Genomic DNA, 21,421 nt, shown 5'->3' with positions numbered 1-21,421 from the left:
ATGATGCCAATGCAGCAGCAGTAAGGGTTTATAGTTGTTTATGTGGCATAGTTTTCTCTTTTTGTACATGAAAGAAGAACGTATGGAAACGATCGACATCACGAATGCTATCCCGCCGCAACTGACAGGCAACAGCACGAACGACAGCCAGTCCATCATACTTCCCAGCACAGACGAGGCGCGGCTCCTGTTTGAAAAAGCCATGAACCGGTTGTTATCCGTGAACAACTGGAAAGACCTCAGCGGCATCGCCTCCGCTTCATTCCAGCTGGTGAGCAGCAACGGGCATCCGCAAGACAGGATGGCCGCTCCCGGCGATTATATCCGCATCAACGTTCCCGGGCCGGGCAGCATTGAAGGCGACGGGTTCGATTGGGTGAGGGTGGAAGATATCCGCGAACAGATCTATGTGCCCGATAATTCATTTTCCTTCATTATGCGCGTTAGGCCCGCAGCCAGGCCGGGGCAGCCCAGGCAGCGCATTTCCCATTTCTTCAGGCGGTACGCCACCAGCTCGTTCATGGTTGAATTAAAAGGCCGTGAAGTAAAGGCCGGCGTTTATGGAAGGAATGAAACGCCCAATACCGGCGTGCGGCTTTTGTGGGACAAGATCCGCAATCTTTTTACCGCCATCGGCGCAATGCTGGGATACTCGCATTTCCAGTGGAAGAAGCTGGTGAACGGTATCCTGAAAATACCCGCCGATACACAACAAAAAGCTATCTGATATGGAAAACCAGCATCTTGAGAACAGGAACCGCTATGCGCTGATAACCGGCGCTACCAGCGGAATAGGTTACGAGCTGGCGAAGCTTTTCGCCGCGGATGGTTATCATCTTATACTCGTGGCGAGAAATGAAGAACGTTTGCAGGAAGTGACCGATGAGTTGAAAAATGCATATAGTGTGGAAATCACGCCACATGCGAAAGACCTGTTTGTGCCCGGCGCCGCGGAAGAAGTATATGAATTTGCAAAGAGCCTGGGCGTTTCGGTAGACGTGCTGGTGAACGATGCCGGGCAGGGCGAATGGGGGCCTTTCATCACAACGGAATTGCAAAGGGAGATCGATATCATACAGCTGAACATCATTGCGCTGATCTCGCTCACCAAGCTATTCCTCCGCGATATGGTGAACCGCAACGAAGGTAAAATATTGCAGCTGGGATCCGAAGCCGGCGCCACGCCAATGCCGCTGCTGTCTGTCTATGCAGCTACCAAAGCCTTCGTGCTTTCTTTCAGCGCGGCGCTTGCCAACGAAATGAAGGATAAGAACATCACCATCACCGTGCTGCTGCCGGGCCCTACGGATACGGACTTCTTTCACAAAGCGCACCAGCAGAACACTGTCGGCTACAAGGAAAAGAAACTGGACGATCCCGCCGATGCGGCTAAAGATGGATATGAAGCGCTGATGAGAGGCGAGAGCAAGGTCATTTCCGGGTCCACGGCCAGGACGCACGTTTTTATGTCTGACCTGCTGGGCGATACACTGGCAGCCGCCAATGCGCGCAAACTGAACGAGCCCAGCGATAAGGCCGGCCGTGAAGAGATCACACACGAGCCTTCGAAAAAGGAAAGAGAGGCCATCCAGGCTGTGGAAGGGGATTATGGAAAAGACGGGCAGCGGGAAGAAGAAGTAAAACCTTTTTAAAAGGTCCGCCATTGTGGTAAGCATTATACCATCATCAACGCCTGTATTGCAGCACGTTCGCAAAAGCGGTAAGCGCCATATCGGCGTACCAGTGCTGCACGGCGGCCGGCGCAGCGGAAGCAGCATGGAGCTGCTGCGACAGCAGCACTTCGTCGCCATGGGCAATAGCATACCAGGCATACAAACTGTTGCCGGACGCGGGAACCGGCGTGGCATAGCCGGTAATGCTGATGCCCCATTGACTGCAAAACAGTTTGCATACATTTTTCGCCATTTCCATGGCCACCAGCTCATCCACACAATTACACTGCTCCGCATGAATAGGTTCTATCCGCAAATGGCGGTATTTCTGCCCCAGGTTGTACGCCGTAATACCTCCCTGGAAAAACTGCGCGGCATCTTCGGCGCCGGCCAGCGCAAACTGCAAAAGCCCGGCCGTAACGCTTTCCGCCACAGCCACAGTCTTTTTGCTTCTCAGTAAATGTTCCCGGATGATCTGGATATGGTCCATACCGGTAACAACTAAAAATATTATGCCAAATACCCGGAAGGTATGGTGAACAAAAAAAGGAGGAAAATGTATACATTTCCTCCTTTCGTTTTTGATGGCTGGATAGCCGCGGGTGGACTCGAACCACCGTGAAAGGCTTTGCAGGCCTTTACCTAACCACTCGGCCACGCGACATTTACTTTGGCACTATGCGCGCTGGAAAAGCCAGCGTTTGAACGATCTTTCGATCTTTGAGAAATAAAAGGTCATCAGCCCAGCGAATAGCAGCACGCTCACAAATACGTACAGGTGCTGGAAGTACACCATGCAGGTAATGGCCAGCAGCATCATGCGGGCATATTCCAGGTAAAAGAACCATTTCTTCTGCTCCAGGATAGCCCCCGTGTTCACCAGGCTCACGAGAATGAACAGCACGATGAAAACGGCCAGCCCGGCAGGGATGTAAGCTTCCAGCAGGCTCGTGGCGAACAGCAGGCTGATGCTCACTATTGTTTGAATAACGATATAAATGCGCTGCCCCTTTGTTTGTTTCCGGCTTTCCGTTTTGCGCAGCCAGATAGTTTCCAGCTGACCGCGTATAGCGGGATCTATATCGTCCGGCTTGCCGAAGATCACGTTCCATCTTTGTTTCCAGCTGGTGGCCCGGCGGAAGGCCGTGGCCAGCTCCAGCATGAAGTGAAACTGCTGCCAGAGGAAACTATGGCTTTTCAACGGTGTAGTGAGCCCGTACACACAGGGTTCTTTATCATCTTCCTTCACGAAAGTGCCGAACAGCTTGTCCCAGATGATCAGCACATCGCCGTAATTCTTGTCCAGGTATTTTTCATTGGAAGAGTGATGCACGCGGTGATGCGAAGGCGTGACCATAAAATATTCCAGGATGCCCAGCCTGCCGATGGTTTGGGTATGGATGAAGAAAGGGTAGAGGCCATGCACCAGCAGCAACGCCGTGATCATGCCCGGCGGAAAGCCCGCCAGCGGCAATACGGACCAGAAAAGGCAGCGTGCCGCTGCCTGGAAAACGGTGATGCGGGCAGACACAGTGTAGTTGAAATCCTCACTCTGGTGATGCACCACATGCGCCGCCCAGAGAATGTTCACCTCATGTGCCAGCCGGTGATACCAATACCACACGAAGTCCGTTGCAAGGAACAGCAGGAACCAGGTCAGCCAGTTCGGCTGGATGTTCCATACCGCAAAATGGCGGTAGATGTAATCAAAAAAGAAATAGAATAACCCCGTTACAAAAATATCCAGCAAACGCTCCGCGATGCCGATGTTCAGGTTGGCAACAGATTCTGCAAATTGGAAATAATTCTTCCCCGTGCGGCGCGAAACAAGGTATTCAAGCCCGATAAAAAACAGGAAACCGCCGATGGAAAGTGCAATCCAGTTCAGGTGATGCATATGGTTGGTTTGGATTAGTCTACAAATCTTGTAGACAAATATAGAAGATTGGTATTAAACATACAAACATTTTTTACCGCGCATAAAAAAACGGGATCTTCATGATCCCGTTTCCTGTATAACACAAAAGTTTTCCTGTATCGGTTACCTGATCACCAGTTCCTCGAATTTCCTTTCCAGGTTCAGTTCTACCACGCCCTGCACAAGATGTTCAGGCAGGAGGGGCTGAACGGCGCCGTCCAGCACATATTCCTTCGGTGTGAAGGGCAGGCCGTGCACACGTACGCGGTGGTGGGTGTAATCCGCTTCGTAGCGGCCCACGAACTTTTTCTTCAGGCGGAATTGCTGTGCGTCGGAGGTTTGTTTGAAACGGACGAGGTTGTATTGCCCGGTCTTATAAGCGTAATGATCGCCTGCATCTTCGTAGAGGATGCTGTGCGTGGTGCCTTCGCCGTGGTATACCTGGAGGATCATTTCCATGATCTTTTTCTGGCCCACATATTCCATATCGGGATATTGCGGCACTACGGCGCCGCCTTTCACGAACAGCGGCATTTCTGCCAGCGGCGTGGGAATGGTAACGGCCTGGCCGCCGGTGAAGCGCTGGTCGTTAAAATAATAATACCAGGTGCCTTCTGGCAGGTACACGGATTTGGTTTTCATGCCGGTTTCGCTCACGTGGCTGATCAGCAGGCTGTCTCCCAGCAGCCACTCATGGTTGAGGTCGTGCGTATTGGGATCGTTTTGCGCCACGAAGGCCAGGGGCCTCAGCATGGGCGTGCCGTAGGCGGCGTATTGCCAGAAAGTGGTGTAGATGTAGGGCAGCAGCCTGTAACGGAGCTGGATAAACGATTTTACGATCGCTTCATATTCAGGCCCGAAGCTCCAGGGATCCTGGTCGAAGCCGGTTTCGTTGCTGGCGGAGTGCGTGCGCATTAGCGGGTGGAAAGCTCCCAGCTGTATCCAGCGGGTGTACAGTTCACCGTCGGGCTCGCCGATGAAGCCGCCAATGTCGCTGCCGGCAAAGGAAAGGCCGGATACGGAAAGACGCTGGCATTGCACGGAGGCCAGCCAGAGATGTTCCCAGGAAGCAATATTGTCGCCCGTCCAGACGGAGCTCCAGCGCTGTGTGCCCGAGTAGGCGGAACGCGTGATCACGAAGGGGCGGTGAGGCATCAGGTGTTTTTTGAGGCCGGCGGCAGTGGCTTTGCTCATGAGGTGGCCGTACACGTTGTGGGCCTTGCGGTGGCTTACGTTCTCGCCGTCGTAGTCGTGGCGCACGTCTTCAGGGAATGTGCCCAGTTCGAACACGGCGGGCTCGTTCATATCGTTCCATACGCCGCGAACGCCCTTGGCTGTCAGGTCCTGGAAGAGGCCGCTCCACCATTCCCGCACTTTGGGATCGGTGAAGTCGGGGAACACGCATTTGCCGGGCCATACATCGCCTTCCATCAGCGCGCCGTCCGCCCGCTTGCAGGCGTAGCCTTTCTGTATAAGTTCCTGGTAAACAGGGTAGTCAGGGTCCACTTTAATACCAGGGTCGATGATCACGACGGTTTTGAAACCATCCGCCGCGAGGCCGCCCAGCAACCCTTTGGGATCGGGGAAGTATTCTTTGCTCCAGGTGAAGCAGCGGAAACCTTCCATATAGTCGATGTCCAGGTACAGCGCATCGCAGGGAATGCCTTTGTCCCGGAAGGTTTTAGCGATCTCTTTCACTTTGGTATCCGGGAAATAGCTCCAGCGGCACTGGTGATAACCCAGCGCCCAAAGCGGCGGCAGTTCTGCCGTTCCCGTGATGCGGGCGTACGATTCAGCTACTTTCAGCAGCTCGGGCCCGTAGATGAAATAATAGTTCATTTCCCCGCCGCGCGCCCAGAAGCTGCTCACGTCTTCTCTTTCTTTGCCGAAATCGAAGAGGGTGCGGAAAGTATTGTCGAAGAAAATGCCGTAGCCGATGCCGTTGTGAAGGCCATAATAGAAAGGGATGTTGCGGTACAGCGGATCGGTGTCTTTACTGTAACCGTAAGCATCCGTGCCGAAATTCTCCACGCGTTTGCCGCGCAGGTTCAGCTCGGTAGGCTTGTCGCCCAGCCCGTAAAAAGATTCCCCTTCCTGGATGAGCTTGGTGCAGTATACGATCTTGCCGCCTTTCTGGAGGTAATACTGCCAGTGGAAGCCGGTTTCGTCCTGGTTGATGATCCTTCCCTCTATATCCGTGATGGTGATCCGCAGGTTTTCCCGCGCAACGAACACGCGGATAGCGGTGGTGATGATCTCAAAGGAATCCGCCCATTCGCGGATCTCGAAGTATTCGGGAGATTCTTCCAGTTTTTCACTCACTGCATAAGAAAAATCCCGCTGGAACTGCCCGTCCGCCGCATAGCGGAAACGGACGATCTTGTCCGAAATGACCCGCAGTTCGAGGATGGTGGTGGAGGTATAGAAATAAAAGTAGTTTCCTTCCTTTTTCCACGTTTGAATTGTGTCCGGGTAATGTTTTACTGAGTATTTACCCGATGTTGTTGCCACTTGCATCGCGCCAATCTGTTTCTTTTTCTGAATAATAGGCCCTGGCCTGAGGCTGGAGCCAATCTAAATTAATCAAAAATTATTCTTTTCATGCATTAAACGGGGTAATTCAGCCTTTCACAAAAAAAATCCCTGTCTTGACGAACTTCTCCCAAAATATTGCAGTGAGATAAAGTAACTTGTAGGTATATGTACTTTTTGCTTTAACCTATTGTTCCGGTTGTGATACAATAAGCGTATTAAACTCAGGCGCTCCTTTCCAGGGCGCCTCTTTATTAACACGGTCCATTCTTCGTTTTACGCCTGATTTACAACTCATCCGCTCAGTCATTCCTCCGCAGCACAGCGATCCTCCCTTTTCCACCGGCAAGATACACCCTTGATCCTTTTTTGGCTTTTCTCACTGCGTGAAAACCTTCGTCTGTCAGCGCTTCCCAGGTCTGCCCGCCGTCTGTGGACATATCAGTGCCGCCGGGGCCGGTGGTGATCAGCTGCCTGCCGTCCAGGTATTCCACTGCGGAGCGGTAGCCGCGGGGCGCTTTCCGGGGCAGGGCCCAGGTGTTACCGCCATCCGAAGTCACCAGGCAATTGCTGTTTTCGTCTTTCGGGTTCATATAATCGCCGCCTACGGCCACGCCGTTTTTCGCGCCGTGGAATGCAAAAGAGAAAATGCCTTTTGAAGCCGCGCCCTGTGTGGCCGGCCAGTTGATAACGGCCCACTTGCCGCCGCTGTACCGGAAAAACCGGCTTTTACTGCCGCCGGAAGCGATGGCAAATGCCTGTTTCCCGGGCAGTGCGCGCAGGGTAGTGCCGCTGGCGGCAAAACAGGCCTCGCCTTCAGCAGCTTCAGGCAGGGTAAGGTCCTGCCAGGTTTGCCCGCCATCGTGAGTTTGCAGGCCTTTGAAACGGCCATTCATCGGGTCGCCCGCGATCACGCCGTCTTTATCGTTCCAGAAGTCCATCGCATCCAGGAAGATGCCTTTCGTATCGTTGAAATATACCTGTTTCCAATGTTTGCCCCCGTTTTCGGTCAAAAAGATGCGCGCCGGCTCCGCGATGCCCATGATCAGGGCCCGGTTGGCGGAAAAGGCCTCAATATCCCGGAAGTCGCAGCTGTCGCAGCCCGGGATGCTGAACCATTCCCAGGTCCTGCCGCCGTCTGTGCTCCGACCAGCTTTCCCCTGCGTGCCGGATACCCATACCACTTCGTCTGATACCACGCTGAGCCCGCGGATACTGCTGATGGGCGCGCTTACCAGCGCCTCAACGCGGTAGGAGGCCCGCTGTGCACGGGCTTCTGCAAATACCGTAATAAAAAGAAGGACAACGATCCACCTGGGTTTCATAAAACATCAATTTGGAGCAATAATAAATAAGAAAAATGCAAATTTGTTACAAAGTGTAAGGTAGAATTATATATTTGCATTCACCGCAAACATGCTAATACCCTTTTAATCACCCTGATGCGTCCATTTATACAGATAAGCATCTTTGCCCTATTTTGGTTCCCGGCCTTCCTTCCAACCGCTTCCGCGCAGGAACGGAGCTATAACTTCGATTCTTACGGGGTAGACAGGGGCCTGACCCAAAGCAGTATCTACAGCCTTATCCAGGATGAAGAAGGGTTCCTCTGGATATCCACTTTCGATGGCGTGAACCGCTTCGACGGGTATGTGTTCAACGAATACCGCTACAATCCCGCATTTCAGAAAAGCCCCCTGCGGCCTGCGGAACGCGTCGTGTACAGTTCGGCTTCACAGCAGGGCAGGGCAGTGGTGAAAAGCTTCGGCCTCAGCGGCACCCGGCATCATTCCTTTTACCGCGACAAACGCAACCAGCTCCTCATTGCCCATAACCTCGGCATCAGCCTGTACGACCGCTATAAGAACACTTTCCGCGACGTGTTCGTGGATTCAGCGTATGTAAACGAGACGGAGCGCGACGTCCTGGCCAAATTCAAAATACTCGGCGAAGACCAGGCTACCCAGACCCTCTGGGTGTGGCGGCCTTCCAAAGGGCTTTACCTGCTGGACAATATCACTTACGAACTGAAAAAGATCATCCTGTACCCGCCTTCGTTCATGAAACGCAGGGTCATCCCGCAGGCGCTGGCCAAGCAGGACGATGCGATCTGGATGATATTCCAAAAAGAGGAGCTGGTGAAAATGGACATCCATACCACGCGGCTCACCACGTATTGCCTGCCTACCCTGGCAGAGAAACCCGTCATCAAAGTGCTGAACCCCGATTCCCTGCTGTTGGCCAGCAACGGGCATATCACCATTTTCGACACGCGGCGGAACAAGTATACAGACCTTCCCTATACGGAAGTGAACGAGCTGAAAGAGCCTTTCCTCCCTTCCGCCATCGAGCTGGACGACCGCGGCAATGCCTGGATCGGCGGGAACAACGGTGTGCTGGTGTTCAATTTCGCCAACCACGAGATCGTGAACCACATCACCAGCTTCAACGGCTTCGAAACCAATTCCTTCAACAAGATCATTTCCCTCTACCGCGACGCCGGCGACAATATGTGGGTGGGCACAGACGGGGACGGATTGAAGATATACGCCCCCAATAAAAAAGTGTTCTCCCTCTACCGCTCCCCGCGCATTTCCCACAACATCGTGAAAGCCGTGTACAAGCACGACGACGGCCGGTTGTACGTAGGGCTGCTGCAGGACGGGCTGGACATTTACGAAAAAGGCGGCAAATACCTCAAACGAATTTCCAACGAAGAAAAGCCGGGCACCTTCCCGGCCAACAACCTGCACGCCATCTGCCGCGAGGATTATGAAACGCTGTGGTTCCACTTCGTGAAGGGCGACATCGGTTTATTCGACATCAAGTCCGAAACTTTCCGCGACCTTACCCCGAAAGTGAAAGCGCTGGGCCTTCCCGAGCAGGATGATATCTATCCTTTCGTGAGCAAGCGGGCGAACGGGGAAACCTATTTCAACTACGGCGAATACCTGTTGAAATTCAACAGTTCAGATAACGGGCTCACCGCGGCCATCGTGCACCGTTTTTCGGACGAGCAGCTTACCTGCTTCTTCGAAGACTTCTGGGGCAACCAGTACGTGGGCACAAAGGCCAGCCTCTATTGCCGCAAGACCGACGAGAGCAAATGGATACAGATCGACCTGGGGCTGAAAGACATAGAGATCAAATCCATCAACAAAAATGCCCATAAACACCTGCTGGTGGCCACCAACAAAGGGCTGCTGGTGCTGGATGAAGATTACCGGCGGCTGAAGCACTATAACAGCTACGACTATACGGGTATGGTGAGCGACTACGTGTACGCCGTGCTGCTGGACGATAAAGACGGTATCTGGATCAGCCATAACAAAGGTATTACGCAAATCAGGCAGAACGGGGATAACCTGGTGACCTACAATTTCGAGGACGGCCTGCAAAGCAACGAATTCAATACCGGCGCCTATTTCAAAAGCATGGACGGCGAGCTGTTCTTCGGCGGCATCCGCGGCGTGACCGGCTTTTACCCCCGGAACTTCAAGAACAACCCCTGGACGCCCAAGGTGATCATCAAACGCCTGGAGGTGCTGGACAAGCCTTTTAAGTCAGACACTGCCATATCGCTGCTGCATAAAGTGGAGCTGCCTTACAACCAGAATACCATCGCCATCGAATATGTGCCGCTCGAATTTACCAACCCCTTGAAAAACAAGGTGCAGTACATGCTGGAGGGCGTAGATGAAGACTGGCTGATGGCGGGCAACCAAAGCATGGCCCGTTATACCAACCTGCCACCCGGCAGCTATATCTTCAAAGTAAAGGCGTGCAACAACGACGAGGTGTGGAACACAGAGCCCACCACCCTGCAGATCGTGATCAGGATACCGTTCTGGCAAAGCCTCTGGTTCAGGTTCCTGCTGCTGCTGCTGGTGCTGGGTATCGCTTATTATTTCTCCGCTCTATACCTCGATTACAAGATCAGGAACGAGAAGCTGAAGCTGGAAAAAGAGCAGGCGGTAGACCAGGAGCGGGCGCGCATATCCAGCGACATGCACGACGACCTGGGGTCCGGCCTTTCCACCATCCGGCTGCTGAGCGAGATCGCCAAGCGGAAGATCAAGGATACGGGGCAAACCAAGGAGATAGAGCGCATTTCCGAAGCCGCGGGCGAGCTGGTGGACAAAATGAGCGAGATCATCTGGGCGATGAACTCCTCCAACGATTCCCTGGCCAACCTGATAGCCTACATGCGCAGCTTTGCGGCCGATTTCCTGGAGCATGCCCACATCCAGCATCACTTCCTGATACCCGAGAACATACCCAACGTGAAACTGAGCGGCGGCACGCGCAGGCATATCTACCTGGCCGTGAAGGAGTCGCTGCACAACGTCGTAAAACATTCGCAGGCATCCGAAGTGATCATCGAGGTGAAGGTTTTCAAGAATATGACGATCATGATCAAAGACAACGGGAAGGGCTTCGACCCTGAAAAGGTGCGCCTGTTCGGCAACGGCCTCAAGAATATCGAGAAGCGGATGCAGCAGGTGGGAGGGCAGGCAGACATCATATCTCAAAACGGTACGACAGTTTTCTTAGATATACCATTAAATTAATCTAAATTTACTTTTTATAACATCTTGGTGTTATGACTTTAAACTGAAATGATGGTATATTCGAAAAAAAAGCTACAAAATAGCATGGATATCATCTCTGTGGCTATTGTTGAGGACAATCATGATATCCGGTCGGCTATGGAGTTGTTGATCAATGGTTCTGAAGGATATGCTTGCATTGGCGCTTTCAACAATGCAGAAAATGCGTTGGAAAAGATACCCCAGTTGTTACCCAATGTGGTGCTGATGGATTTTAACCTGCCTGGTATGAACGGCATCGAATGCATCGCCCGTCTCAAAGCGGAGTTCCCCGATATGCAATTCATGATGCTGACCGTTTACGAGGACGACGATAAGATCTTCATGGCCCTGGAAGCAGGCGCCAGCGGGTACATCCTGAAAAAGACCTCACCCGGTGAACTGCTGGACGCTATCCGCGACCTCCACGACGGCGGCTCCCCGATGAGCAGCCAGATCGCGAGGAGGGTGGTGGCTTATTTCCAGAAGCAGGCCAAACCCAACCCCGCCCTGGAGGCGCTTACTTCCCGCGAAAAAGAAATCCTTGACCAGCTGAGCAAAGGTTTCCTTTACAAGGAGATCGCCGGCAACCTGTTCATCAGCATCGAAACCGTTCGCCGGCATGTGCACAACATTTACGAAAAGCTGCACGTACGCAGCCGCACGGATGCCGTTAATAAATATTTCAACCGCTAGGAAGCGGACGAACATATTCGACAAAAAGGAGGCCGTCTCATTTATTTTTGAGACGGCCTCTTTTTGTATGAAAAATAAACTTTAATTGATCAGTATCTCATCCACGAACACCCATGCTTTCTGTCCTTTACCCTCATGCCAGGCGGGGAGCTTTGCCAAGGGCACGGCTACTACTTTGAGGCAGGTCACTTCTTTGCCGGGGAATTTGCATTCCAGGCTGTTGTAGGCGGGTGGCGTGTCTTTGTCGGGCATGGCGGGACTGATGGTCTTCAGCAGCGTTAATTTCCCCGGGTCCGCGCCGCCCCATACTTCCAGGCGCTGCGGCGGGAAGATGTAACTGTCTTTCCGCTGCATGGTGCTGACGGTCACCGCGCTCACATTCACCGGCTTGCGGAAAAGCAGCAGCAGCTCCATTTCGTTGAAGCGGAAGCCCAGCCATTTCCCGCTGCCAAAATCGAAATTGCCGGTCTGGTGGTCCAGGAAAGTGCGGGCGCCCTCGCCAACATATTTTTCATTGGCGGGTTTCAGCAGCACCGCACTGTCTGGCTGGAAAGTGGTTTTCAGGAAGCGCGCCTGCACGGTTTCGCTGCCGTACCAGCCGGGCTTGAAGGCACGGGCTTTTACGGTGAAAGAGCTGTCCAGCCGCAGGCTGTCTGTATACACAGGCGAACTCAGGCTATCCGGCTCGGTGCCATTCAGTGTGTACCTGATCTCCGCGCCTTTGATGGGATGGCGCAGTGCGAGCGTATGTTTGCCCAGGAAAATAGTTTGTTCGTTTTCGATGACGGGCGGGTTTAGTTTTAATGGATTGCTGCCATCGTCCGCGTATCCTTTTTCGAAGCGCACCTGTTTTTGTTTGGCCAGTTGCTGCCAGTCTGCGGCGGTGAGCGATGTGCTCCAGCAATATACTTCGCGCAGCGATTTGTTTTGCAGTAGCGGCTGCAGATGCGCGAGCGTAATGGCGGTGCCGGAAAGGGCAAGGCTGCGAAGGTGCGGCAAGGTGGCCAGTTCTTTCAGTCCTGTGCCTTTGATGGCGGTGAAATCGAGATTGACCTTGCGCAGTTGTGTGAACTGTTTGATGATGGCAAGATCTTCGTCCTGCACGGGCATCTTTTGCAGGTGAAGCTCCACCAGCTGGGCTTTCAGCGGCAGCAATTCTTCCAGCGCCTTTTTGCTGTACTGCGTTTTGTTATAGAAATTAGCGACCAGCGCGGGACTGTTCCGCGCAATGGGATAGATCACCCGGTAGTTGTTGTTGAGCTTCTGAATGGTGGCTGCGCTGGCTGCGGCGAAGGTATATTCATCTGCCGCCGGAGGTGCAAGGAATTGCGCGGCCAGCTGGTACAGCGTATCTTCTTTTGCAAGCTCAGCCACTTTTGTTTTGAAGTCCGCGCCATGACTGATCCATTGATGGAGGATATCGATCTCTTCGGGCGTAAGCTGTGTTTTGCCTTTGGGCGGCATGTGCTCCTTTGCTTCCAGCGGCAGGTGCAGGCGCTCCATCATCAGGCTGGCTGCGGGATTGCCGGCGATGAACAGCGGGCCGTTCTTGCCGCCTTTCAGCAATTGTTCCTTCGTTTGCATGAGCAGTTCGCCTTTGGCTTTGGCGGAATTATGGCAGCTGAAACATTTCTGTTCCAGTATCGGCTTCACGAGGTGGTCGAATACGAGAGCCTGGTCTATCGGCACTGCTTTGGGTTTGGGCGTTACCGGCGCCAGCAGGAAATCGTCGCCATGCGTGAGGTTGGCGCCGAAGTGGCCCGTGATGGCGATAGATACCAGCAGCAGGGCCCCGCCGGGTTTCAGGAATTTATTCCGCGAAGGCGGCGTTTCCGCTGTTATTTTGGTGCTGCGGTACCAATAGAACGCCGTGGCAAGCCACAGCACGGCAATGCCCGCCCACTTGTGCCAGGCCAGCATATCGCCGCCGTAACCTTCCTCGCGTGAAAGGATAATGCCCATGATCACGGAAATGGCGGCGCTTAAGCAGCCTGCCAGCCAAAGGCCGTTCAGTAGATACCTGTCTTTGAACTTCATGAAGTCCAGCGCCACGGCGAGTATGATCAGCACAATGGGAAAATGCAGGAGCAGCGGGTGCATCCTTCCCGCTACCTGGAGCCAGGCGGGGATGTGCAGTTGCTGATAAAAAACGAGCAGGAAAAGGATAAATATATTACACGCGATGAGCGCATTGTCTGCAATCTTTTTCAGCATGCTACACGCGTTTGAATTTGTAGGGATATACTTTGCCGGAAGCCCATTGCGCTACATAGATATTTTCATCATCGTCCACCATCACATCGTGCGGGTGATGCAGTATTTTTTCCGCCTGCCGCATAGGTTTGAGCACGCCGTTCTCATATTCGGGCGCGGTGCCGCCGAGGTTGGATACTACTTTGTTTTCCTTGTCGAGGATGGTAACGAAACCGCTGCCTTCGCTGTTCAGGTCGGGCGAGCGCAGCACGGCTGCATAAAGGTGATCGCCTTTGATCACGGGGCGGCAGACGCAGGCGCCGGGCAGCATGATCTTTTCCTGCAATTCGCCGGCCATGCTGAAACGTTTGAAACAGTTGCGCGTGCGGTCGGTTACCAGCAGGGTGGGCGTGCCGCCGCGCTTGTCTACCGTAATGCCATGCGCATTGTCAAGATGCTTGTCTTCCGGGCCTTTGCCGCCGAAGAAACCGAGCAGTTTGCCGGCAGCGTTGTAGTGAAGGATGTATTGGGAACCGTAACCGTCCGCGATAAAAAAATCCCCGTTGTCCGCCACGGTGGTCTCTGTGGGCACAAAGGCTTCTTTCTTTGCATACACGCCGCTGTCTGCCGGGTAGTCGATGGTGAGCAGTATTTTCCCGTCCAGCGTGGTTTTGAACACCTGGTGACGGTCAGTGTCCGTAATAAACAGCGTGCCTTCGGGTGAGAGCGTCAGGCCATGCGCGCCGGGAAACTCATGCCCCCAGCTGCTGAGCAGCTTGCCGCTTTTGTTATAGATGAGGATGTTATTCTTTGTTTCATTGGTGAGCAGGAACACGCGGCCTTTTTTGTCCTGTATCATCTCGTGGCAATCCTTCACGGGAAAGCGCGCGGGGTCAAGGTTTCCCCATTTGTTGTCCAGCCGGTACTTCATGTTGTTGTGCCCGTACACTGCGCCGTTGTCGCGTGCAAATAACCCGTTGCTGATATAAAATGATCCGCCTGCGATGGCTGCGGACTGCAGGAATTGTCTTCTGTTCATATGGTTATGCTATCAGGTCTTTTATTACGGTGCCTGCCACGTCTGTAAGGCGGTAACGGCGGCCGAGATGTTTGAAGATGAGTTTTTCATGGTCGAGGCCGAGCAGGTTCATGACGGTGGCCTGGAAGTCGTGCACATGCACGGGATCTTTGGTGATGTTGTAACCGAAATCGTCCGTTTCGCCGTATACGATACCGGGCTTTACGCCGCCGCCTGCCATCCAGATGGAGAAGCAGCGGGGGTGGTGGTCGCGGCCGTAATTGTCTTTGGTCATTTTTCCCTGGCTGTAATTGGTGCGGCCAAATTCGCCGCCCCATATCACGAGTGTTTCATCGAGCAGGCCGCGTTGTTTGAGGTCGGTAACGAGCGCCGCGGAAGCCTGGTCTACGTCCATTGCCTGGCCGGCCATGTCTTTGGGCAGGTTGCTGTGCGCGTCCCATCCCTGGTGGTAGAGCTGCACGAAGCGCACGCCGTTTTCGCTGAGCTTGCGCGCCAGCAGGCAGTTGGATGCGAAAGTGCCGGGTACCAGGCAGTTCGGGCCATACAGCTTGATGATATCATCGGGTTCTTTGCTCAGGTCGGTAATATCGGGCACGGCGGTTTGCATGCGGTACGCCATTTCGTACTGCTGGATCTTGGTGCTGATCTCCGGGTCGCCAAACTCACTGTAGGAAAGGTGGTTCAGCTCGGAGAGCTTGTCCAGCATTTTGCGGCGGCCGGTAGAATCCATACCGGCGGGATTGTTCAGGTACAGTACGGGGCTTTCACCGCTGCTGAATTGCACGCCCTGGTGAATGCTGTCCAGGAAGCCGTTGGTCCATAGCTTTGAATACACGCCCTGCCCGTTGCCTTTCCCACGGGAGAGCAGCACACAGAAAGCGGGAAGATTTTTGTTCTCGCTGCCTAAGCCATAGCTGAGCCATGCGCCCATGCTGGGCCGGTTGCCCTGCTGCGCGCCGGTCTGGAAGAAGGTGAGCGCCGGGTCGTGGTTGATGGCTTCGGTGAACATGGAGCGGATGATGCAGATATCATCTACCACCTTGGCCGTATGCGGGAACAGGTCGCTGACCCATGCGCGGGCCTGGCCGTATTGTTTGAAGTCGTAGAAGGAGCCCACCAGCGGGAATGATGACTGCCCGGAGGTCATGCCCGTGAGCCTTTGCCCCATGCGGACGGAGGCAGGCAGTTCCTGGCCCATCATTTCGCGGAGCTTCGGTTTGTAATCGAATGTTTCCAGCTGCGAGGGAGCGCCGTTCTGGAAAAGGTATATCACACGTTTGGCTTTCGGCGCAAAATGCGGGATGCCGGGCGGGAAGCCCATTTCTTCAGAGCCGGCGGCGCCGCTGAAAAGGTCGGGGATGAGGAGCGAACCGAGCGCAACGCTGCCCAGCCCGAGGCTCAGGCGGCTCAGGAAGCGGCGGCGGTTCATGTTCAGTCCGTGTTCCAGGAATTCTTTATCCATCAGTGAGGAGTTTAGTGGTTGAAAATGCTGTTCAATTGCGCCATCAGCTTTTGCTGGTCGATTCTTCGAGGTTGTAGATAGCGGTGATCACCTGCATGAGCGCGGCTACTTCCGGTATTTCCTTTTTATCCGGCAGGGGATATTCTCCCGCGCGGATCACTTTGTCTGCCATACCGGGCTGGCTGCGGAAGTGCGCCTGCTGGTCTTTGTAATATTCCTGCAATATCGCCAGTTCCTTTTCCTGCGGCTTGCGGCATACGATCATCCTGAAAGCGGTTTCCACCGGTTCTTTCTTTTCGTGCAGCAGCTTTGCGGCCAGCACGCGCGACGCTTCGAGCACCTGCGGATCATTGAGCATCACGAGCGCCTGCAGCGGCGTGTTGGTGGTGAGCCGTTTCACTTCGCACTGGTCGCGGTTGCTGCCGTCGAATATCATGAGCGAAGGCGGCGGAACGGTTCTTTTGATGAAGGTGTATAACCCTCGCCGGTAAAGACTTTCGCCATGATCCTGTTTATAGGTCGCCAGTATGCCCCTGCCTGAAGTGGCCAGTTCCCATAAGCCTTTCGGCTGGTACGGCTTCACGCTGGGCCCGCCGATCTTTTTCACGAGCAGGCCGCTGCTGCCCAGTACCAGGTCGCGCACGCCCTCTGCGGGCAGGCGGAAGCGCGGCGCGCGGGAAAGCCAGATATTATCGGGGTCCACTTGTAATTTTTCTTTGGGCACCACGGCGGATTGACGGTAAGTGGCGGAAGTGATCATCTGCTTCATCAGTCTTTTAATGTCCCATCCATGATCCATAAAATCCACTGCAAGCCAGTCCAGCAGCGCGGGGTGGGAGGGCAATTCGCCCTGCATGCCGAAGTCGCCGGAAGTTTTTACGATGCCTTTGCCGAATACTTCCTGCCACATGCGGTTCACGAAAACCCTTGCGGTGAGCGGGTTCTGTCGGGTGAAGAGCCATTGCGCCAGGCCCAGCCTGTTAGGCTGGCCGCTGAAGTTCATAATGGAACGCGGCGTGCCGGCGGTTACTTCAGGACCGTGCGCATCGTACACCCCACGGTTAAGGATATACGTAGTTCTCACGGTATCCAGGTCGCCCATCACGGATACGATCAGGCGGTTGGTATCCGTGCGGTTGATGAAAGAAAGCACATCTTTCACCTCCGCGTTGGATATTTCCATGTAAGGTGTTTTGGCGTATGTTTCCGGCCCGCCCACGGATGATTCCAGGCCTACTTCACGCACGTTGTTGAAGAAGGCGGAAAGCTGGTAATATTCTTTTTGTGAAAAGGGATCGTATTTGTGGTCGTGGCATTGCGCGCATTCGATGGTTACGCCGAGGAACGCTTTGCCAAGGGTGTTCGTCCTGTCCCGCACATATTCCACGCGGTATTCCTCATCGATCACGCCGCCTTCTTCGGTGATCTTATGGTTGCGGTTGAAGCCGGAAGCGAGCAGCTGTTCGCGGGTGGAATTGGGCAGGAGATCGCCGGCCAGTTGCCAGGTGACGAAAGTATTGTAAGGAAGATTAGTGTTGAAGGCATGTATCACCCAGTCGCGCCAGGGCCATTGGGAGCGGTAGTTGTCGTCCTGGTAACCATGGCTGTCTGCATACCTGGCTACGTCCATCCAGTGCACTGCCATTTTTTCGCCGTACTGCGGCATGGCCAGCAGTGTGTCTACCCAGTGTTCGAATGCATCGGGGCGGGTATCCGCGAGGAAACGGTCCATCATTTCGATAGACGGCGGCAGGCCGGTGATGTCCAGGCAGGCGCGTTTGAGCAGCCGTTCGCGGTCCGCTTCCGGGTTGGGTTTCAGGCCGTTCCGTTCCATGCCTTCCAGTACGAAGCGGTCGATGTCGTTACGCGGCCATTCGTCTTCTTCAACGGCTGGAGGTTTCACGGCTTTAGGCGGCACGAAAGCCCAGTGCGGTTTGTATTTCGCGCCTTGTTTGATCCACTTTTCGATGAGTTTTATCTCATATTGCGTCAGCTGTAGATTGGAATTGGGAGGAGGCATGCGCAGGGAAGTGTCTTCCGTGACCAGCCGCCTGTATACTTCGGATTCATGCGGTTTGCCGGGGATAAAGGCAAATGCGCCGGGCGTTTCCCTGAGGGCTTTAAAAGCGCTGTCCCCAATATCCAGCCGGAGCCCGGCTTCGCGTTTGTTGGCGTCGGGACCGTGACAGGTAAAACATTTGTCGGAAAGGATGGGCCGTATGTGGAAATTATAATCCACTTCATCCGGCAACTTCCCGGCGGCAGCGTTTTGCGGACCGGGGGAGGACGTACAGGCGCGGAAGAACAACAAGCCTACAGCAGCAATGGCCACTATGTGGTTTCTTTTCATTGGTTGTGGAATATGGGCGCCGGAGGCGATGGTAGCGCATCATCAACGGCAATATCAATTAATGGATGGAGGCGGTGCTTATCCGCATCCTTTAGTGCAAGCTGTAACTGTAGTGTATAATCCTGTGTGTGAGAGACAATATACTCAATCCCCGCGGGGTTTGCAAATTTTTGGAGCACTTTTGCGAGGATCGTATCAGAAAGAGATAAAAAAAGACCCGCCCCGGAAGGAACGGATCAATTTTGTTCTCAACTGTGCCTGGTACGCCTTTATATACCAGGTATGGCTTGTGTTTTGGCTTAGTGGGCGGAGCGCAGCTTTGCCAGGCGCGTTTTTCTCATGTACGTGCGCGCAAAATGAGCGATCAGGACCACGGAGGCAATGCACAGGCATGCCAGTCTGAATAATAAGCCGGTTTTCATAGGTATAGGAATTAAAAAGTTAAAAAGTTTGTCTGGAAATGGAGAACTGGAAGAAGTACCTCAACGCATTACCTGCCAGGAATCGAATTTCTGCATCAGGCGGATAAATATGTCCTTAAAACGGCGCATATCCCGCTGTTCCTGGCTCACAAGGTAGGTCACCACGAGCGCGACGATCAATACAGCAATAACTAACGTAAAAAAGACAGTTTTCATCAGGATGCATTTAATTTCGTTACTAGGTTTTCTGTTTTCTTTAGGAAGCTGGATGTAAATATAGATAATTTAATCATATAAAATAATATTTGAATAGAAATTTATTTGATAGCCCGTTATTGAGCGCTTATTTAAGAAAATATGCATTTTTTTGATAACGCATTATTCTACGTTCGTGTGATTTACAGGAGATAAATGGGAAGGTGGGCGGAAAGAAAAATGTGAATATCGCCCCAAATCTTTCAATTCCAGCAAAATAAGTATGGTGCATAAAATCTACTTGGGATATTGGGACAATCCTTTATTTTTGCCAACGACCGGGTTTTGCTAAAAGATTTAGTAAGGGGCCGGGGCCAGCCTCACCCCAACGGTTTCAACATCAAGAGATTAACAGACAGACTATGGCAGAAAATAAAGACATGTTCAATGCCTATACGGAAGATTCCATCCGCTCGCTGGACTGGCGGGAGCACATCCGCCTCCGCCCCGGTATGTATATCGGCAAGCTGGGAGACGGCAGCAGTATGGACGATGGTATCTACATCCTCATCAAAGAGGTGGTGGATAACTGTATAGACGAGCATATGATGGGTTTCGGCAAGCAGATAGACATCAAGGTTTCCGAGCATAGCGTAACCGTGCGGGACTTTGGCCGGGGCATTCCCCTGGGCAAGGTGGTGGACGTGGTGAGTAAGATCAACACCGGCGCGAAGTACGACAGCAAGGCCTTCCAGAAATCCGTTGGCCTGAACGGCGTGGGTACCAAGGCCGTCAACGCGCTGAGCAGTTATTTCAAAGTGACCTCCATCCGCGAAGGCAAAGCCAAGACCGCGGAGTTCGAAAGAGGCGTGCTCACGAAAGAGCATAAGGAAACCAGCACCAACGAGAGCAACGGCACCCTGGTGACCTTTAGCCCGGACGATACGGTTTTTAAGAACTATCATTATATACCGGACTTCCTGGAGAACCAGATATGGAACTATTGTTTCCTGAATGCCGGGCTCACCATCAATTTCAACGGGCAAAAATTCCTGTCGAAGAACGGGCTGCTGGACCTGCTGCAACGCAAGACCAATCCTGACGACCTGCGTTACCCCGTCATCCACCTGAAGGGCGAGGACATTGAAGTGGCCATTACCCACGAAAACCAGTACGGCGAAGAATATTATTCCTTCGTAAACGGCCAGCATACCACCCAGGGCGGTACGCACCTGGCCGCTTTCCGCGAGGCCTTTGTGAAAACCGTGCGCGACTTCTACAAAAAAGATTACGACGCGACCGATATACGCGCTTCCATCTGCGCCGCCATTGCCGTGCGCGTGCAGGAGCCGGTATTTGAAAGCCAGACCAAGACCAAGCTGGGCTCCCTGGCGGTTTCCGAAGGCGGGCAGAGCATGAAGAACTTTGTGCTGGAATTCCTCAGTAAACAGCTGGACGATTACCTGCACCGCAATTCATCCGTTGCGGATGCGCTCAAGAAAAGGATCGAGCAGAGCGAGCGGGAGCGGAAAGAGCTGGCGGGCATCAAGAAGCTGGCGAACGAACGCGCCAAAAAAGCCAACCTCCACAACAAAAAGCTGCGCGACTGCCGCGTGCATATGAACGAGGAGTACACCGGCAAACAAAAGGACGAGCTGGTCAGCAAACAGAAAGAGACCACCATCTTCATCACCGAGGGCGACTCCGCGAGCGGTTCCATCACCAAAAGCCGCAACGTGGAAACACAGGCCGTGTTCAGCCTCCGCGGTAAGCCGCTGAACTGTTACGGGCTTACCAAGAAGATCGTGTATGAGAACGAAGAGTTCAACCTGCTGCAACATGCCCTCAACATCGAAGAAGGCCTGGAAGGGCTGCGGTACAACAATATCGTGATCGCCACCGATGCCGACGTAGACGGGATGCATATCCGCCTGCTGATGCTCACTTTCTTCCTGCAGTTCTTCCCTGACCTGGTGAAGAACGGGCATGTGTACATCCTGGAAACACCGCTGTTCCGCGTGCGCAACAAGCAGCAGACCATTTATTGTTACAGCGAGGAAGAAAAGCAGAAAGCCGTGAGAAAGCTCGGCGGCAAGCCGGAGATCACGCGATTCAAAGGTTTGGGTGAGATCTCTCCTGAAGAGTTTGGCCAGTTCATCGGCGACGATATGCGCAAATCGCCTATCATCCCTTCGAACGAGATGCCGGTGGCCAAGCTGCTGGAATACTACATGGGCAAGAACACCCAGCACAGGCAGGATTTTATCATCAGCAACCTCCGCTACGAAAAAGATCTCGTGGAAGAGGCCGAAGAAGCAAAGGCATAATTATAACCGTTTATTGAGCGATTTG

General features: G+C 53.5%; 14 protein-coding genes and 1 tRNA gene. 5 read left to right on the top strand and 10 right to left on the bottom strand.

From position 1 onward, the window contains the following. The first annotated feature begins 67 nt into the window (after nt 1-67). Both R3I13_RS22395 and R3I13_RS22390 read left to right on the top strand, forming a co-directional pair. A complete protein-coding gene (locus R3I13_RS22395; RefSeq protein ID WP_346320210.1) occupies nt 68-727 on the top strand; it encodes a hypothetical protein in 660 nt (219 codons plus the stop codon). 1 nt (nt 728) lies between these two features. Then, on the top strand, nt 729-1,652 hold the full coding sequence (locus R3I13_RS22390) for an SDR family oxidoreductase (RefSeq protein ID WP_346320209.1): 924 nt from the start codon (nt 729-731) through the stop codon (nt 1,650-1,652). 34 nt (nt 1,653-1,686) lie between these two features. On the opposite strand, the gene R3I13_RS22385 is transcribed toward R3I13_RS22390, so the two are convergent. The 5 genes from R3I13_RS22385 to R3I13_RS22365 all read right to left on the bottom strand — a co-directional run bounded on the left by R3I13_RS22385 (nt 1,687) and on the right by R3I13_RS22365 (nt 7,448). After that, a complete protein-coding gene (locus tag R3I13_RS22385) occupies nt 1,687-2,163 on the bottom strand; it encodes a CinA family protein (protein ID WP_346320208.1) in 477 nt (158 codons plus the stop codon). Nucleotides 2,164-2,262: 99 nt separating this feature from the next. Beyond that, a tRNA-Cys gene (locus tag R3I13_RS22380) sits at nt 2,263-2,337 on the bottom strand. Nucleotides 2,338-2,349: 12 nt separating this feature from the next. After that, on the bottom strand, nt 2,350-3,570 hold the full coding sequence (locus tag R3I13_RS22375; protein ID WP_346320207.1) for a sterol desaturase family protein: 1,221 nt from the start codon (nt 3,568-3,570) through the stop codon (nt 2,350-2,352). A 144-nt stretch (nt 3,571-3,714) separates the two neighbouring features. Next, nucleotides 3,715-6,108, bottom strand: coding sequence for a glycoside hydrolase family 31 protein (locus R3I13_RS22370; protein WP_346320206.1), 2,394 nt, complete (start codon nt 6,106-6,108; stop codon nt 3,715-3,717). A 317-nt stretch (nt 6,109-6,425) separates the two neighbouring features. Next, on the bottom strand, nt 6,426-7,448 hold the full coding sequence (locus R3I13_RS22365; RefSeq protein WP_346320205.1) for an oxidoreductase: 1,023 nt from the start codon (nt 7,446-7,448) through the stop codon (nt 6,426-6,428). Nucleotides 7,449-7,565: 117 nt separating this feature from the next. Here R3I13_RS22365 and R3I13_RS22360 point away from each other — a divergent pair, with 117 nt between their 5' ends. Further along, nucleotides 7,566-10,694: a triple tyrosine motif-containing protein gene (locus R3I13_RS22360; protein ID WP_346320204.1), complete on the top strand. Its 3,129-nt coding sequence runs from the start codon at nt 7,566-7,568 to the stop codon at nt 10,692-10,694. 84 nt (nt 10,695-10,778) lie between these two features. Beyond that, the gene (locus R3I13_RS22355) at nt 10,779-11,408 is read left to right on the top strand and encodes a response regulator transcription factor (RefSeq protein WP_346320203.1); all 630 of its coding nucleotides are present in this window, start codon (nt 10,779-10,781) and stop codon (nt 11,406-11,408) included. An 81-nt stretch (nt 11,409-11,489) separates the two neighbouring features. Here R3I13_RS22355 and R3I13_RS22350 read toward each other — a convergent pair whose 3' ends face one another. The 5 genes from R3I13_RS22350 to R3I13_RS22330 all read right to left on the bottom strand — a co-directional run bounded on the left by R3I13_RS22350 (nt 11,490) and on the right by R3I13_RS22330 (nt 19,090). After that, the gene (locus R3I13_RS22350) at nt 11,490-13,622 is read right to left on the bottom strand and encodes a c-type cytochrome domain-containing protein (protein WP_346320202.1); all 2,133 of its coding nucleotides are present in this window, start codon (nt 13,620-13,622) and stop codon (nt 11,490-11,492) included. Nucleotide 13,623: 1 nt separating this feature from the next. Beyond that, entirely contained in the window at nt 13,624-14,640 is a 1,017-nt protein-coding gene (locus tag R3I13_RS22345; RefSeq protein ID WP_346320201.1) for a 6-bladed beta-propeller, read from the bottom strand. Nucleotides 14,641-14,644: 4 nt separating this feature from the next. Next, the gene (locus R3I13_RS22340) at nt 14,645-16,102 is read right to left on the bottom strand and encodes a DUF1501 domain-containing protein (RefSeq protein ID WP_346320200.1); all 1,458 of its coding nucleotides are present in this window, start codon (nt 16,100-16,102) and stop codon (nt 14,645-14,647) included. Nucleotides 16,103-16,145: 43 nt separating this feature from the next. Continuing rightward, nucleotides 16,146-18,452, bottom strand: coding sequence for a PSD1 and planctomycete cytochrome C domain-containing protein (locus tag R3I13_RS22335; protein ID WP_346320199.1), 2,307 nt, complete (start codon nt 18,450-18,452; stop codon nt 16,146-16,148). A gap of 482 nt (nt 18,453-18,934) precedes the next feature. After that, complete coding sequence (locus R3I13_RS22330; RefSeq protein ID WP_346320198.1) at nt 18,935-19,090, bottom strand: hypothetical protein; 156 nt, start codon at nt 19,088-19,090, stop codon at nt 18,935-18,937. A 401-nt stretch (nt 19,091-19,491) separates the two neighbouring features. On the opposite strand from R3I13_RS22330, the gene R3I13_RS22325 reads away from it, so the two are divergent. Beyond that, nucleotides 19,492-21,396, top strand: coding sequence for a DNA topoisomerase IV subunit B (locus tag R3I13_RS22325; RefSeq protein ID WP_346320197.1), 1,905 nt, complete (start codon nt 19,492-19,494; stop codon nt 21,394-21,396). The last annotated feature ends 25 nt before the right edge of the window (nt 21,397-21,421 follow it).

Origin of the sequence: Chitinophaga sp. YIM B06452 (assembly GCF_039655965.1) — a bacterium.
Taxonomy (GTDB): domain Bacteria; phylum Bacteroidota; class Bacteroidia; order Chitinophagales; family Chitinophagaceae; genus Chitinophaga.
This window is presented reverse-complemented; position numbering and strand designations above follow the sequence as displayed.

Bases quoted from the DNA above. Each gene is read 5' to 3' on its own strand.
- R3I13_RS22395 (WP_346320210.1), top strand. From the start codon at position 68: ATGAAAGAAGAACGTATGGAAACGATCGACATCACGAATGCTATCCCG.
- R3I13_RS22390 (WP_346320209.1), top strand. From the start codon at position 729: ATGGAAAACCAGCATCTTGAGAACAGGAACCGCTATGCGCTGATAACC.
- R3I13_RS22385 (WP_346320208.1), bottom strand. From the start codon at position 2,163: ATGGACCATATCCAGATCATCCGGGAACATTTACTGAGAAGCAAAAAG.
- R3I13_RS22375 (WP_346320207.1), bottom strand. From the start codon at position 3,570: ATGCATCACCTGAACTGGATTGCACTTTCCATCGGCGGTTTCCTGTTT.
- R3I13_RS22370 (WP_346320206.1), bottom strand. From the start codon at position 6,108: ATGCAAGTGGCAACAACATCGGGTAAATACTCAGTAAAACATTACCCG.
- R3I13_RS22365 (WP_346320205.1), bottom strand. From the start codon at position 7,448: ATGAAACCCAGGTGGATCGTTGTCCTTCTTTTTATTACGGTATTTGCA.
- R3I13_RS22360 (WP_346320204.1), top strand. From the start codon at position 7,566: ATGCGTCCATTTATACAGATAAGCATCTTTGCCCTATTTTGGTTCCCG.
- R3I13_RS22355 (WP_346320203.1), top strand. From the start codon at position 10,779: ATGGATATCATCTCTGTGGCTATTGTTGAGGACAATCATGATATCCGG.
- R3I13_RS22350 (WP_346320202.1), bottom strand. From the start codon at position 13,622: ATGCTGAAAAAGATTGCAGACAATGCGCTCATCGCGTGTAATATATTT.
- R3I13_RS22345 (WP_346320201.1), bottom strand. From the start codon at position 14,640: ATGAACAGAAGACAATTCCTGCAGTCCGCAGCCATCGCAGGCGGATCA.
- R3I13_RS22340 (WP_346320200.1), bottom strand. From the start codon at position 16,102: ATGGATAAAGAATTCCTGGAACACGGACTGAACATGAACCGCCGCCGC.
- R3I13_RS22335 (WP_346320199.1), bottom strand. From the start codon at position 18,452: ATGAAAAGAAACCACATAGTGGCCATTGCTGCTGTAGGCTTGTTGTTC.
- R3I13_RS22330 (WP_346320198.1), bottom strand. From the start codon at position 19,090: ATGAAAACTGTCTTTTTTACGTTAGTTATTGCTGTATTGATCGTCGCG.
- R3I13_RS22325 (WP_346320197.1), top strand. From the start codon at position 19,492: ATGGCAGAAAATAAAGACATGTTCAATGCCTATACGGAAGATTCCATC.